The following is a 14,729-nucleotide window of genomic DNA, read 5'->3' as shown; positions in this document are numbered from 1 at the left end:
TTATCGAATTGCTAAATCCTCTCGGTTCGGTCCAACGCCGACATAGGCAATGGTCGTTCCAACCAAGTCTTCGATTGTTTTTATATATTTTTTGGCATTTTCCGGCAGATCTTCGATGCGACGGATTTTTGAAGTATCACTCAGCCATCCGGGCAGGGTGATGTAAATCGGTTCAACCCGTTCCAGATCCTCGGTGTTCGGAAATTCTTTGATGATTTTTCCATCTAATTTATAATCAACACAGAGCTTTATGACCGGCAGATCATCCAGCTTATCTATTTTACATAATGCCAATTCATCAAATCCGTTAATCGCATGGGTGTATTTTAATACCGGAATATCAAACCAGCCCAGCCGACGGGAACGGCCGGTTCGGGCGCCAAATTCATCATCGGGCTTTTCTCCGGTGCCCCGCAGCATGTCAATGGTTCCGCCAAACTCTTCGGTTGGAAACGGCCCCGCGCCGACGGCGCTGGAAAAGGCTTTGGCCACGCCAATGACCTTATCGATTTTCTTTGCCGGAAAACCGCCACTCACGGCTGCATAGGCAGCAACCGGATTGGAGGAGGTGACATAAGGGAATATTCCCAGATCGATATCTTTCATTGCCCCTAGCTGGCCTTCAAATAAAATGTTTTTATCCGCATCAATTCGCTCATGAAGAAAACTGGTCGGATTGACAATCATGAAACTGATTTTGCTTGCCCAGGCTTCGCATTTGGCAAAAAGTTCTTCAACCGTATAAGGTTCAATCCCATAAGAACTCATTTGTTTGTTCACAACCAGAATAATGTCTGCCAGCTTTTTTTTGGCATTTTCCAGATTCAGCAAATCTTCAAAACGCAAACTTTTTCGCATCGCCTTGTAGGCATATGCCTGTCCGATGCCGCGCTTTGTGGTTCCAATACCGCCGCTGACCTCCATTAATTCATCCAGTTTTTGATGATAAGGCATGAGGATATGAGCTTTAGCCGATACTTTCAATCCGGCCAAACTGATATTGGCTTCGGTTAGTTGTTGCATTTCTTCGAGTAAAACATCAGGATTCACAACAACTCCTGTTCCAATCAAACATTGGCAGTCTTTATTAAAAATACCACATGGTATTAAATGAAACTTAAAAACACCATAGTCATTAATGACAGTATGTCCCGCGTTATCTCCCCCTTGAAATCGAACGATTAGATCCGATTTTTGGGCGAAATAATCCACCATTTTTCCTTTACCCTCATCGCCCCATTGGGCGCCAACTAATACAGAAATCGACATTTATTCTCATTCCTTCCCTATATACATCAGATTAAAAAGCACCGTTAAACTTATTGCTTTTTCAATCAAATACCAAGAAATCAATCTTTTTTTCAAAATTCATGGGATCATTTTTTCCCAGAGTATTATAACATAAAGGTGTCCAAATTGTTGCACATATTTTTGAAAATCCCGATGATATTGTTTACATTATTTGCCCAGCCTATTGTACCGGTGTTTTCTCCATCTGAGCCATCATCACCTGTCTTAATAATTCCATCGATCCGGTAAATTCTTCCATGGTTAAACCAGGTACTTTTTCTGCCACTAATAAATAGCCGGCTTCAAAATTTTCTGCCGCATTTAACGCCATCATTAAATCCGCATCCCCCAATAGGGCATCCAGAACCTTGATATGTTTTTCATCATCAATTTTTATATTATCGCTCATTTTTTCTCCCTTTCTAATTGTACTTTTTAGTTTTACTATTATTATCTACAATTATTATATAATAGGGTTTCATTTTTGTAAATCATTCCCTGCTCTTTTAGCAATTTGAGAACCTTTACACAGAAATCTTTAATAACTTTCTTTACAAGCTAGTGACTAATGGTTTATAATGAAGACAACTTAAAGAGAGTAGTTAATCTACGATGCAAATTAGCAATGGTGCTAATAGAAGTGTTCATGTACACTTCTATTTAGCATCTTTTTTTGTCTTTACCGGTTTTTTACCCGGGCTGTTTATGTTATAATACATGAAGATTAAATTGTTCAATAAAATATAAATATATAGGAGGACACTCACGTGCCAGATGTTACACATGAAAATATAGCCGATATTTTTGGATCTAAAGTTTTTAATTCAGGTGTCATGCGAAAACGCCTGCCAAAGCACATTTACGCTTCTCTTCTTAAAACGATAAAAGAGGATTTACCGCTGGAAAAAAACGTGGCTGAAGTTGTGGCCAACGCCATGAAAGATTGGGCCCTGGAATTGGGTGCCACCCATTTTACCCATTGGTTCCAGCCAATGACCGGCATCACGGCTGAAAAACATGATGCCTTTATCAACCCCACCGAAGATGGCAAAGTAATTATGGAATTTTCGGGAAAAGAGCTGGTAAAGGGCGAACCGGATGCTTCATCATTTCCTTCCGGAGGCTTGCGGGCAACCTTTGAAGCCCGGGGCTACACTGCCTGGGATCCCACCTCCTACGCCTTCATTAAAGGTTCCACCCTTTGTATCCCAACCGTCTTCTGTTCTTACTCCGGTGAAATTCTGGATAAGAAAACACCGCTGCTGCGTTCCATGAAAGTCCTGGATACCCACGCTGTTCGGATTCTTAAACTTTTTGGCAAAGACGATGTGAAAAAAGTAACCACCACCATCGGTGCCGAACAGGAATACTTTCTCATCGAACGCGATATGTTTAAAGAACGTAAGGACCTGATTCTCACCGGTCGGACTCTGTTTGGCGCAAAACCGCCCAAGGGCCAGGAAATGGAAACCCATTACTTCGGCCGTATTCGTGGCCGCGTAGCCGCTTACATGGCCGATCTTGACAAGGAGTTATGGCGACTGGGCATTGCTTCCAAAACCAGCCACAACGAAGTTGCTCCTTCCCAGCATGAAATGGCGCCTATTTTCACCAATACCAACACCGCCACGGATCACAACCAGCTGGTTATGGAATTCATGCAGCGGGTGGCCTATCGCCACGATCTGGCCTGTCTGCTTCATGAAAAACCCTTTGATTTTGTCAACGGTTCCGGAAAACACAACAACTTTTCGATGTCCACCAACACCGGCGAGAACCTGCTGGAACCGGGGGATGATCCGGTCAACAACAAACAGTTCCTGCTTTTCCTCTGTGCCTGTGTTGAAGCCGTAAACAAATACAGTGAATTGCTGCGGATTACCGTTGCCAGCGCCGGCAATGATCACCGTTTGGGCGCGAATGAAGCCCCTCCGGCGATTGTTTCCATTTTCCTCGGGGAACAGCTGACCGCCGCGCTGAAGTCCATCGAAACCGGCAAACCGGTTAAAGAAGCGAAAGACCTCGTGCTGGAAATGGGTGTCAGCACCCTGCCCAAACTGATCATGGATGCGACGGACCGTAACCGAACCTCGCCATTTGCCTTCACCGGCAATAAGTTCGAATTCCGGATGCTGGGTTCCAACCAGTCCATCGCTGGTCCGAACATTACCCTTAACACCATTGTCGCCGATGTTCTGGGCAACTATGCCGATGTTCTGGAAAAGGCCGATGATTTTGATACCGCCCTGGATGCCCTGCTGCAGAAATCCGTCACGGAAAACAAACGGATTGTCTTCAACGGCAACAACTACTCTGAGGAGTGGGTTGAAGAAGCCGCCCGCCGCGGCCTTCCCAACCTGAGAACCACCCCGGAAGCCCTGGCTGAATATACTTCAGATAAAAATGTCAAACTGTTTGCCCGACACAATATTTATACCCCGGCTGAATTGGACTCCCGTTATGAAATTCATCTGGACGAATACAGCAAAACCATCAACATTGAAGCCCTGACCATGCTCAACATCGCCAAACGTGAAATTTCACCGGCTGTCGTCACTTACACCAAAGAGGTTTGCGACACCCTGCTGGCGAAAAAATCCTGTGGTGATTTCATTGATGTCTCAGCTGAATCAACCCTGGCCGAACGACTCTCCCAACTGTCCGGAAAATTCATCCGTTCCATTGACGAGCTGGAAAAAATCCTGGCCGGTGCTCAGGACACCGCATCAGCTCAGGCTGAAGCCACCTATTACTGTGATCAGGTCATCCCCGCAATGGAAGAACTTCGCAAATTTGCGGATGAACTTGAAAGCCTTGTCGGCAAGAAATACTGGCCATACCCAAATTACGAAGATATTTTATTCTACATTTAATTGATAATCGATCAAAAAGCTCCGGAAGCGTGTTTAAATCTTCCGGAGCTTTTTTTTGTCAGCTGTTGATGGCCTGTTCCAATTGTGTTAACGCCTGTTCCAGTATCACTCTGGGCGAAGCAATATTAATCCGTTGAAAGCCCTCACCTCCGGCTCCAAACATGATTCCTTTGTCGAGCCACAAACCGGCTTTATTAATGATTAAATCTTCCAGATCCATTTCACTCAGTCCGAGTTCATTAAAATCCAGCCAAACTAAATAGGTTCCTTCCGGCTCAACCAGTTTTATCTGCGGCAGTTTTTCACTTAAAAAACGTCTGACAAAATCCAGGTTGCCAACAAGATAGGTTCTTAGTTCGTTCAACCACTCTCGACCCTGTGAATAGGCCGCTGTACAGGCGACTAGCCCCATCACATTCAGCTCATTATAACCACTTTTTGTCATTTCATCGACGAATTTTTTCCGCAATTCCCGGTCTTTAATAAAGATATTGGATATTTGCAATCCCGCCAGATTAAAGGTTTTAGTTGGCGCGGTACAGGTGATACTAATCTTCAAAAATTCAGGTTTTAAATCAGCAAAGACCAGATGCTTATGCCCCGGATAAATAAAATCCTGATGAATTTCGTCAGAAATAACTGTTACCTGATGTTTTAAACAGATATCTCCCAAACGGGTGAGTTCTTCTCTGGTCCACACTCGCCCGACCGGATTATGGGGATTGCATAAGATAAACAGCTTCACGTTATTGGCGATGATCTTGTTTTCAAAATCAGCAAAGTCGATGGTATACCGGCCCTTTTCATAAACGAGCTGATTCACCACCAATTTGCGCTCGTTTATCCTGATTATCTCGGAAAAAGGATAGTAAACCGGCTGTTGGATGAGTATCCCATCCCCTTTAACGGTCATCCCGCGAATGGCCGTGGCAATGGCATAAACAACTCCGGGTGTTTTCACCAGCCAGTCTGGTCGGATATCCCATTCGAAGTTAGTTTTGAACCAGTCTTTCAAAACAAAGAAATAGTCCTGACCGCTTTCAGAATATCCAAATATTCCGTGCTTGCTTTTTTCGACAAGGGCCTCCACCACCGGCCCAGGGGTTTTAAAATCCATATCGGCAACCCATAATGGCAGCAGCCCTTCCGGTTTGCCACTCTGTTTTGCAAAATCATATTTAATGGAGTTGGTATTGTCCCGTTGAATGATCTCGTTGAAATTATACGTCATTTTTTATTCCCCTTTCATTATTATCTGTTATATTGTACTATTTAACACGCATCGTATCAACGAATCTTTTTAGCAGGGAGATTTAATCATAAATGTTTTTGCTGAAATAACGGTCCCCTCGATCCGGTAAAATTGTGACAATATTGCCTTTGTCAATTTTTTCAGCCAGCTTCAGTGCTGCAAATAAAGCCGCTCCGGATGAGGTGCCGGCAATAATCCCTTCTTTTTTCGCCAGCAATTTGGCAATTTCAAAAGCATTGCTGTCATGCACTTTGATCACCTCATCCACAAGGGACATATCCATTGTGGTGGCAATAAAATCATTCCCGATGCCTTCTATATCATAGCAGCCAACATTTCCGCCACCCATGATTGAACCAATGGGATCGGCCAGCACCCCTTTGATATTGGGATTTTGCTCTTTCAAATAACGGACAACTCCAGAATAGGTTCCGCCGCTGCCGGCACCGGCTACCAAATAATCGATATTACCTTCAAGGTCGCGGTATATTTCCGGTCCGGTTGTTTCATAATGGGTTAATGGATTCGAAGGATTGTCAAATTGCTTAAGGGAGATCGAGTTTGGAATCGTTCTGAGTAATTCCTGGGCTTTGGCGGTTGCGCCAAGCATCCCTAACTCCCGTGGTGTATTGATGATTTCTCCGCCGAAAGCGCGCATCAGCGTCTGTTTTTCAATTGAAAACTTAGTGGGCACGACAAAAATAACGCGGTAGCCTTTATTGATGGCCGCCAGAGCAACCCCGAGACCAGTATTTCCGGCCGTCCCTTCGATAATGGTATAACCCGGTTTTAGCAGACCCTGTTCTTCCGCATCTTTGATCATTGAAACCCCGATTCGGTCTTTTACACTTCCCCCGGGATTCCAAAGCTCAAGTTTCGCAAAAATATTTACGCCCTTTTTTACATCAAAATTATTAAGTTTAACCATTGGCGTATTGCCGATTAATTCCCTAATGTCATTATAATAAGCCATTTTTATCCCTCGTAACTCTTTAAGAATGCTTGTTCCAAATCATTTAAGATATCCTTTTTATTTTCTATTCCCACCGAAATTCTGATTAAATTTTCAACGATGCCAACTTTTTGGCGAATCTCATACGGAATCGAAGCATGGGTCATACTGGATGGATGGCAGATCAGCGATTCAACGCCGCCTAAACTCTCTGCCAATGAAATAAATTCCAGCGACTCAAAGAACTTATGGATATTATATTTTTCATCAAGTTCAAATGACAGCATTCCGCCTGGTCCGCTGGTTTGACTTTTATTGATTTCATATCCTTGACTTTCCGGCAAACCAGGATAGTAGATCGCCTTTACGCCGGGATGTTTTTTTAACTCCTCCGCAATAAATAGGGCATTTTCAATATGTCTGTCCATTCTGACGCCAAGGGTTTTAATTCCCCGAATCAGCAGAAAGCTGTCGAATGGCTGCAAAATCCCGCCTGTTGAATTCTGGATGAAAGCTAACCGTTCAGCCAGTTCTTCACTATTGACGACCGCCAGTCCGGCAATCAAATCGCTATGTCCGCCCAAATATTTGGTGCCGCTGTGGACGACAATATCGACGCCAAGTTCGATCGGTCTCTGTAAGTACGGCGTCATAAAAGTGTTGTCGACAATGGTTAAGATATTATGCTTTTTACCGATTAATGCCACTTCTTTGATATCGGTAATGGACAAAATCGGATTTGCCGGACTTTCAATAAAGATCGCCTTTACATCCGCATCGATGCTTTTCTCAAGGATCGCCAAATCTGATGTTTCAACAATTTCATAAGTGATGCCAAAATTATTAAATACTTTATCCAACACCCGAAAGGTTCCGCCATAAACATTACTTGAAATAATGATTTTGTCTCCGGTTTTAAAAAGGCTGAGCACCGCGGTGGTTGCCGCCATTCCAGAAGCGAACGCAAACCCCGCGACGCCCCCTTCTAAATCAGCAATTAGAGATTCTAATGCCTGTCTGGTGGGATTTCCCGTTCGCGAATATTCATACCCCTTGTTTTTGCCTAGACCCTGTTGTTTATATGTTGATGTTTGAAATATTGGTACATTAACTGCTCCAGTATTTTCGTCTCCGTCAATTCCACCATGGATCAGTTTGGAATCAATGTTACTATAGTTACTCATTGATCAGTCTCCTTAATTCATTTTAATTCATACTATACATATATGATTTACTAATTATAGCAAGTTCTACGATTATTGTCAATCTGTTTTCTGCTTATTAATCATACTGCCGAACGCCGTTACAACGAAAATGGTTTTATCGGCAGCCGATAAAGGTATGATGGACGGTATCTACCATTGCCTGAACATTTTCCATTTTAGTTTTCGGCGGAATATCACAGCCAGGCATAACTACATACCCTTTATGTCCTGCGTCGAAAATGCATTTTTTCGTGGCGATTTTAATTTCTTCCGGCGTTCCTTCCAGGATGATACTGGTTGGGTTCAGATTTCCGCCAAAAGCAATCTTGCCGCTTAGCTTCTCTCTGGCAATTTTTAAATCGACTTGATAGTCCAGCGAAAATAGATCGGTCTCGGTAAGCGGAATCAAATCCAATATTCTCGTCGTATTTCCACAAATATGCAGCATTTTTGCTTTCGTCCGTTTACTGATCGCTTTATTTGCCGACTGGATCCAGGGAAAAGCCGTTTCTTTAAATATTTTTGCCGATATGACATTCCCCGAAGACATCGGCTCGGCCTGATTAACCAATTCAACCCCGGCATCAATAAATAAGTTCCAGTATTTTAAAAGCAGGCGTTCTGTAAACTCGAGCACATGCTGTATCCCCGGCTTGTCTTTCAAGGTGGTTACCATCAAATTTTCCATTCCCATTAGCTGTCCTGCCAGGGTAAATGGGCCCCACTGACTATTTCCCAATAAAAATTCATTGCCGACTCTTTCGGCAACAATTTGCGTGGTCTTTAATAAATTCTCCAATTCCGCGGAATTTTCCAAATCTTCAATTTTTAATTTATCAACATCCGAAGGTTTTAAGACCAGCGGTTCATCGACTGTCGAGGCCTCTCCCAAAGCATTAAAAGTACATTTTGCACCAATAGCCCGTAGTGCCAAATTTCCACAATCCGCACCCATCCAAATGATATCGGAATTTGCTTCATTATTATTATTGATCATACATTCGGCGATTTTTTCCGGAGGACATTCAAAAGTATCCTGCAAGGTTAAGCCATTTCGGTAAAATATCCACACGCCGCTGGATAAGATTACCAGCGGCAAACGCGGTGTTGATTTTAAAGCAATTCCAGATAATATTATTTCTTTATGTGTCAAAAAATCATCTCCTATCTTAAAAATTAAAAGTTGGAACCATTCAAATGAATTGGTCCCAACTTTATTTTGCAACAGACAGTTTACCCATTTTTTCAATGTTATTCTTATATCCGATATCACTTAAACGATACGGTGTTTGCTGATATACATAATAATTCAACCAATTCGAAAATAATAATGATGCGTGACTGTTCCAACTGGTTTGTTTGGAAAATGGCGATTTGTCTTTTATTTGAAAATTCTCGGGGAATTTTGGATTCAGTCCTTTTAAACAATCCTGAATATACTCTGACTCCAGGGCCGCTCGGTCAAATTCACAGTGCCCGGTCACAAACAATTGCTTGTTGTTTGTGTCTGCGATTAAATATACTCCGGCTTTCTCTGATTCAGCTAAAATATCAAGTTCCGATATCTTAAGCAGTTCTTCTTTATTGATTGCGATATCCCGGGAATGCGGAGCCATGAATATATCGTCAAACCCTCTGACAATGGGGTGTCTGCGTATATTCACGGTGTGAGCATAAATCCCGGATAATTTATTTGAAAGATTACATTTATTCAATCCAAAATGATAATGCAACGCGGCGTAGGCGCTCCAGCATGAGTACAGTGCAGAATTAACATGATATTTTGCCCATTCCATTACCTCACACAATTCATCCCAACAATCAGCTTCTTCAAATTCTAATTGTCCAATCGGCGCACCGGTTATAATCATGCCATCATAACTTTTGTTTTTAATTTCTTCAAAGGTCATATAAAATTGATGTAAATGTTCCAAAATTGAATTTTTAGGGATATGTGTTGATATTTTTAAAAATTCAACACTTAATTGCAGTGAAGTATTACTTAACAATCTTAAAAGTTGTGTTTCGGTTGCGATTACGGTGGGCATTAAATTAACAATCAAGATTCTTAAAGTACGAATATCCTGATGTTCGGCACGACTTTCTGACATAATGAAAATATTTTCATTGGCAAGTGCCTCAATTGCAGGAAGACCTTCTTTAACACATATTGGCATCATAACACCTCTCGCTCGACAAGAAACACGCGATGCGAATTTCTCTATGACTCCCGAACAGTTGGCAAATGAGCAGGAGGTACTCATTTGCCTCATTGCCTTCGCATAAATTAACGGTCTGCTGTTCTTCTATTCAAAGTTCAAGCAGCCTCATTTAAATATTTATTAATCTGTGATTGCTTTGTCTAAAGCTTGCTTGATATCATAAATTATATCATCGACATCTTCTACCCCAATTGATAAACGAATAGTGTCAGGTCCGAATCCTGCGGCTGCCTGTTCTTCTGGAGTAAGTTGCTGATGTGTTGTTGATGAAGGATGGATAACCAGTGATTTTGCATCGGCCACATTTGCTAATTGCGAAAATATTTCCAAACTATCAATAAATTTCTTGGCCTGATCAACCGTTCCGTTAATTGAGAAAGTGAAAATCGAGCCAGCTCCAAGTGGTAAATATTTCTGTGCCAAATCATAATATTTGTTTGACTTAGTGCCTGGATAATTAACGGTTTTAACCTTTGGACTATTTTCCAGGAATTCAACAACTTTTTGGGTATTTGCGACATGTTTTTGAACTCGAAGAGACAGTGATTCTAATCCCAGTAAAAACAAGAAAGAGTTAAGCGGAGCCAACGTTGCTCCCGTATCGCGGAGAAGTTGCGCTCTAATTTTTACAGCATAGGCAACCGCACCTAAATCAGCATAGGTTATGCCATTATAGCTTTGATCTGGAGTCGTGAAATCTGGAAATTTTCCACTTTTCCAATCAAAATTACCACCATCTACGATAATGCCGCCAATGGCTGCCCCATGACCACCAATGAATTTGGTTGCTGAATGAACAACAACATTTGCCCCATGTTCCAAAGGTCTGAATAAATAGGGAGTAGCAAACGTATTATCAACAATTACTGGTATTTTGTTTTCAGCAGCAATTTTTCCAACTGCATCAAAGTCAATGACATTGTTAGCTGGATTACCAAGTGTTTCATAAAAAATTGCTTTTGTTTTATCAGTGATGGCTTTTCTGAAATTTTCAGGATCTTCCGGATCAACAAAAATTGTTTTGATACCAAATTTAGGCAAGGTGTCGGCAAATAAATGATAGGTTCCGCCATACAATGTACTTGCAGCTACGATTTCATCACCAGCGCTGGCAATATTTTCAATCGCATAGGTGATTGCTGCTGCGCCTGAAGCTGTGGCCAGACCTGCTGATCCACCTTCAAGAGCAGCTACTCTCTGTTCAAACGCATCCGTAGTTGGATTGGTTAATCGGGAATAAATATTTCCTGGATTGGTTAAGGCAAAACGACCTTCGGCTTCTGCGGTATCTTTAAATACATAGGATGTTGTCTGATAGATCGGCACTGCTCTAGCTCCTGTTGCCGGATCTGGCACCTGTCCTGCATGTACTTGTAGTGTATCGAATCCTAGTTTTCTTTCGCTCATATTAATTGACCTCTCATTTCTTTCTGTATTTTTTTCCATATTGCTTTACTTCCTAAAATTGTATTTCATATATATCCTATATGTTTTATATGATTAATATACATCACTTTTCTTTGCTTGTCAATATTTTTTTTGATTTTATTATGCGATTTTTTTCTGTTTATCAAAAGATAAACAATCAACGAATATCCGGTCAAAATTCTCGCCGTTTGACAATTCAACAACTTCAATTTCCTTAACCAATTCTTCCATTTCATCGCGGTATTTTTGGTTCAACAAAAATGCATGGCCGCCTGATTTCGAGGTGTTGCCGACAAAATCAATCTTGCCTTCAAATTCTTTTGGCAATAAACCGATATTGATCAGACTTTCTGCTCTCAAATGAAAGCCGAATGATCCGGCAATTTGTATTTTATCGACATCCTCGGCTTTAATGTTTTTAGTATTCATTAAGAATTCAATCCCCGCTCTTACGGCACCTTTTGCTAGTTGAACCTGTCTGATATCCTTCTGGGTAAGAAAAATACCTTTTGCTACTTCAAAAGCATTTTTTCCATCGATTTTCACGATTCGGGCGCCGAGTCCCTGTTTTAAATCGCTGTTTTCCGGCGCTGAAAATCTTCCTCTTTTATCAATTACTTTATTGGCAACAAGCTCTCCCACAATATCGATCAGACCACTTCCGCAAATGCCGACAGGTTTTCCGTCTTCGATGGTTTTTACTTCAATCGTTCCATCTTCTTCAATATTAAAATACTCAATGGCTCCTTTTTCGGCTCTCATCCCATAGGTAATATTCATGCCTTCAAAAGCCGGTCCGGCCGCAGTGGACGTGGCGGTTAAAAGCCCGTCACTGGCCAAAACCATTTCTCCATTTGTTCCGATATCAACAAACAGGGTAACCCCTTTTCGATCTTGAAGCCGGGTCGCCAAAATCCCCGATGTGATATCCGGACCAACGAATGCTGAAATAATCGGCGGCAAATAAATTGCTCCGCTTTCTGAAATGTTTAATAAATGCTCGTCATAACTCAGCCTGCTTCCGCCCCTTAATAATGGCGTGTACGGATATTTACCTAATGAATAGGGATTCACTTTAGCCGCCAGGTGGATCATACAGGTGTTTCCACTGTAAATAACTTCATAGATATGGTTTCGATCAATTCCCGTATGTTTTGCCGCTTTTTCGATCAAATTATTGACTTCCTGGGTTATCCCAAAATACATGGTGTCCAAGCCCTCTTCGCTTGAGGCATACTTTATTCTGGATAAAACATCCTGGGCATACAAGCTCTGGGGGTTTAATGCCGAAACCGAATAGCGTTCTTCGCCGGTATTAATGTTAACGATCGTTGCTACCAACGTGGTTGTGCCAATATCTACCACGACACCAAAATTAAGTAATGACGTATCGCCTTCTTCCTCACCGATAATCTGATCTCCGGCATAAATAATCGTTTTTCCGTTTCCGTCGTACTCTTTTTTGATCAGGCTATCAACCTCGATATCGAAGCTTTGACCGTGATTTAGTATTTGCAGCGTCTTGTTCTGATGCTTGGAAACCGCTTCAACATTGACATTTCCAATTACCTTCGTTTGACATGACAGAACAAATCCTTGCGACTTTTCCTGATCTGATAACTGATGTTTTCCATATTGCTCGATGTTCTTTAGACTGTCTTTTGAAACCTGCACCTTGCATTTACCACAGACACCTTCAGCATTGCATGGTGATTCGATAACAATTTCCAGCTTTTTGGCAGCTTCTAAAATTGTTGTGCCTTTGGCAACCAAAACACTCTTGTTTTCTGCCACAAAATTTACTTTTACCATCATTAAGACTCCTTTACCCTATTTGTCATTGCATTGATGTTTCTTAATGGCGTAGAGGTACTTAGGCCACAGGCCGGCGAAATTATATCGATGCCATCATTTTTCAACTTTTCCGTCAGTATTGAAATTTTTTCTGCTTCACCAAATTCTAATAAGTAGGTACTGAGATTGCCCATTGTTGTCAGTTGACCATACTCTTCTTTCAGCTTTTTCAAACTAATTGACGAATCGGTGCTGATTGCATCAGATTTGATTTGCGGAACAAATTTTTTTACCGCATTCATTTTTCCACAGATATGTACGACAACGGGTGTATTCGTTTCATGGATTGCATCAATAATTTTATTCAAATATTTAACTGCATATTCGCCAAACATCGTTGGTCCTAATATTTCTCCAGTTGCAGTCGGATCGGCAATCGTAATGACACTTGCGCCATTTTCGATCATCAATTTTGCATATTCGATAATCTGATCGCTGACATAATCAATGACGCGGTGAGCTCCATCCCGGTTTTTTCTCAGCTCTTTCAAAAAGGGAATGGGATCAACCAGCGATGCCGAGGTGCTAAGCGGACCGGTAACACTTCCAAAGACCGGAACATCCGGATATCTTTTTGATAATGCATAAGTCGCCTCAATAATTGCATTGACTCTTGCGTTCTTTTCCATTGCCCCTGATTCTCTATAGACAACGTCTGTTACAGAGGAAAATACTTCCCTTTGTATCTTGGGTTCGCAGGAAAGAGTTCCGTAATTTATTTCGCTCCCCAACACCTCTGCCTCAACAGTCATACAAAACGGTATGCCAAAATTCTCAAAACCGGTGTTTAGATGGACATCATTTGCCAACGCAGCCATTATTTTGCTGTCATGATGGCCCTCAGGCAAAGTGTGTCCGGTTTTATTCATGACTTCAACAATCGCGGCGTTCATCATTCCTCCCGGGCAAATAACCGGCGCCCTATCCACTGTTTGCTTTTTTAAAGAACGAAATATCCGTTCTTTTGGTGTTAAATCGTTCATTATTTAATTCCTCTTTCTTTCCTTATTGAAATTATTTTGCATTAATCCCAAAATCCTCTTCTGTTATAATCCCCTGGGCAGCTACCGTAATAAAATTTTCTTCATCCCAGGGTCCGCTGATAATTTTTTCAATAAAAGCAGATTGCCCCTGGATGGTTTCATACTCCGCTTTAAATAATTCAGCAATTTCTTTTGACTGGCGGATAACCTCATCCTGACGGACCCCGCCGGTTTCAATAAACAGAATTTTTTTATAACCGTCATACATTCTATTTAATATTTTATTGGCTTTCTGGGGCCCAAACTTTTGTAAAATGCGCTGATAATCGGATAAAATTGATTTCTCGGTAATCATCCATCCATTGCTGAGATAAAACGTGCCAATTTCTTTTTTGAAATCACAGACGCAACCATTTTTCGGGCATAAAAATATCGAAATACAATCATGGACTCTGGGTATGACCAGCTCGCAGTTTGTTGCCTTTAAGCCATTCGCTGCCCCGCCGCATAAACCAAAGGCTAAAATAATTTTGTCATAGCCCCGGGACTGATCAATAATTCTTTGTAATTCAGTTTTCAACTTTTTCGGATAAAGATGAAAATCCATCGAAACGAACTCGAAATCCAGGTCATCTAATCCTTCGATAGCCTGAATTTCTTCTTTCATTAC

General features: G+C 41.6%; 12 protein-coding genes. 1 reads left to right on the top strand and 11 read right to left on the bottom strand.

Annotated elements, in window-relative coordinates:
* Together FZC41_RS07770 and FZC41_RS07765 are read right to left on the bottom strand one after the other, a co-directional pair.
* Positions 1 to 1,269: an adenylosuccinate synthase gene (locus tag FZC41_RS07770; RefSeq protein WP_148566836.1), complete on the bottom strand. Its 1,269-nt coding sequence runs from the start codon at positions 1,267 to 1,269 to the stop codon at positions 1 to 3.
* Positions 1,270 to 1,471: 202 nt separating this feature from the next.
* Positions 1,472 to 1,699: a hypothetical protein gene (locus tag FZC41_RS07765; RefSeq protein ID WP_148566835.1), complete on the bottom strand. Its 228-nt coding sequence runs from the start codon at positions 1,697 to 1,699 to the stop codon at positions 1,472 to 1,474.
* 424 nt (positions 1,700 to 2,123) lie between these two features.
* Here FZC41_RS07765 and FZC41_RS07760 point away from each other — a divergent pair, with 424 nt between their 5' ends.
* A complete protein-coding gene (locus FZC41_RS07760; RefSeq protein WP_207725061.1) occupies positions 2,124 to 4,163 on the top strand; it encodes a glutamine synthetase III family protein in 2,040 nt (679 codons plus the stop codon).
* A gap of 58 nt (positions 4,164 to 4,221) precedes the next feature.
* On the opposite strand, the gene FZC41_RS07755 is transcribed toward FZC41_RS07760, so the two are convergent.
* The 9 genes from FZC41_RS07755 to FZC41_RS07715 all read right to left on the bottom strand — a co-directional run bounded on the left by FZC41_RS07755 (position 4,222) and on the right by FZC41_RS07715 (position 14,726).
* Positions 4,222 to 5,394, bottom strand: a complete 1,173-nt coding sequence (locus FZC41_RS07755; RefSeq protein WP_148566833.1) for a MalY/PatB family protein — start codon at positions 5,392 to 5,394, stop codon at positions 4,222 to 4,224.
* 82 nt (positions 5,395 to 5,476) lie between these two features.
* Positions 5,477 to 6,388, bottom strand: coding sequence for a PLP-dependent cysteine synthase family protein (locus FZC41_RS07750; RefSeq protein WP_148566832.1), 912 nt, complete (start codon positions 6,386 to 6,388; stop codon positions 5,477 to 5,479).
* Positions 6,389 to 6,390: 2 nt separating this feature from the next.
* Positions 6,391 to 7,551 (bottom strand): trans-sulfuration enzyme family protein, encoded by a 1,161-nt coding sequence (locus FZC41_RS07745; protein WP_148566831.1) that lies wholly within the window; start codon positions 7,549 to 7,551, stop codon positions 6,391 to 6,393.
* A 136-nt stretch (positions 7,552 to 7,687) separates the two neighbouring features.
* Positions 7,688 to 8,725: a uroporphyrinogen decarboxylase family protein gene (locus FZC41_RS07740; protein WP_170253906.1), complete on the bottom strand. Its 1,038-nt coding sequence runs from the start codon at positions 8,723 to 8,725 to the stop codon at positions 7,688 to 7,690.
* A 61-nt stretch (positions 8,726 to 8,786) separates the two neighbouring features.
* Entirely contained in the window at positions 8,787 to 9,752 is a 966-nt protein-coding gene (locus tag FZC41_RS07735) for a homoserine O-succinyltransferase (RefSeq protein ID WP_476559220.1), read from the bottom strand.
* Between the two features lie 162 nt (positions 9,753 to 9,914).
* A complete protein-coding gene (locus tag FZC41_RS07730; protein ID WP_148566970.1) occupies positions 9,915 to 11,201 on the bottom strand; it encodes an O-acetylhomoserine aminocarboxypropyltransferase/cysteine synthase family protein in 1,287 nt (428 codons plus the stop codon).
* A 141-nt stretch (positions 11,202 to 11,342) separates the two neighbouring features.
* Complete coding sequence (locus FZC41_RS07725; protein WP_243136673.1) at positions 11,343 to 13,037, bottom strand: ASKHA domain-containing protein; 1,695 nt, start codon at positions 13,035 to 13,037, stop codon at positions 11,343 to 11,345.
* The gene (locus FZC41_RS07720) at positions 13,037 to 14,059 is read right to left on the bottom strand and encodes an MtaA/CmuA family methyltransferase (RefSeq protein WP_148566829.1); all 1,023 of its coding nucleotides are present in this window, start codon (positions 14,057 to 14,059) and stop codon (positions 13,037 to 13,039) included. The genes FZC41_RS07725 and FZC41_RS07720 overlap by 1 nt, the downstream gene beginning before the upstream one ends.
* Before the next feature lie 31 nt (positions 14,060 to 14,090).
* The gene (locus FZC41_RS07715; protein WP_243136672.1) at positions 14,091 to 14,726 is read right to left on the bottom strand and encodes a DUF1638 domain-containing protein; all 636 of its coding nucleotides are present in this window, start codon (positions 14,724 to 14,726) and stop codon (positions 14,091 to 14,093) included.
* Between the last annotated feature and the right edge of the window lie 3 nt (positions 14,727 to 14,729).

Source organism: Acetobacterium paludosum (genome assembly GCF_008086595.1).
GTDB classification, from domain to species: domain Bacteria; phylum Bacillota; class Clostridia; order Eubacteriales; family Eubacteriaceae; genus Acetobacterium; species Acetobacterium paludosum.
This window is presented reverse-complemented; position numbering and strand designations above follow the sequence as displayed.

Coding starts and splice junctions, on each gene's coding strand:
- FZC41_RS07730 (WP_148566970.1), bottom strand. CDS start 11,201: ATGAGCGAAAGAAAACTAGGATTCGATACACTACAAGTACATGCAGGA.
- FZC41_RS07755 (WP_148566833.1), bottom strand. CDS start 5,394: ATGACGTATAATTTCAACGAGATCATTCAACGGGACAATACCAACTCC.
- FZC41_RS07725 (WP_243136673.1), bottom strand. CDS start 13,037: ATGATGGTAAAAGTAAATTTTGTGGCAGAAAACAAGAGTGTTTTGGTT.
- FZC41_RS07720 (WP_148566829.1), bottom strand. CDS start 14,059: ATGAACGATTTAACACCAAAAGAACGGATATTTCGTTCTTTAAAAAAG.
- FZC41_RS07770 (WP_148566836.1), bottom strand. CDS start 1,269: ATGTCGATTTCTGTATTAGTTGGCGCCCAATGGGGCGATGAGGGTAAA.
- FZC41_RS07750 (WP_148566832.1), bottom strand. CDS start 6,388: ATGGCTTATTATAATGACATTAGGGAATTAATCGGCAATACGCCAATG.
- FZC41_RS07745 (WP_148566831.1), bottom strand. CDS start 7,551: ATGAGTAACTATAGTAACATTGATTCCAAACTGATCCATGGTGGAATT.
- FZC41_RS07765 (WP_148566835.1), bottom strand. CDS start 1,699: ATGAGCGATAATATAAAAATTGATGATGAAAAACATATCAAGGTTCTG.
- FZC41_RS07715 (WP_243136672.1), bottom strand. CDS start 14,726: ATGAAAGAAGAAATTCAGGCTATCGAAGGATTAGATGACCTGGATTTC.
- FZC41_RS07735 (WP_476559220.1), bottom strand. CDS start 9,752: ATGATGCCAATATGTGTTAAAGAAGGTCTTCCTGCAATTGAGGCACTT.
- FZC41_RS07760 (WP_207725061.1), top strand. CDS start 2,124: ATGCGAAAACGCCTGCCAAAGCACATTTACGCTTCTCTTCTTAAAACG.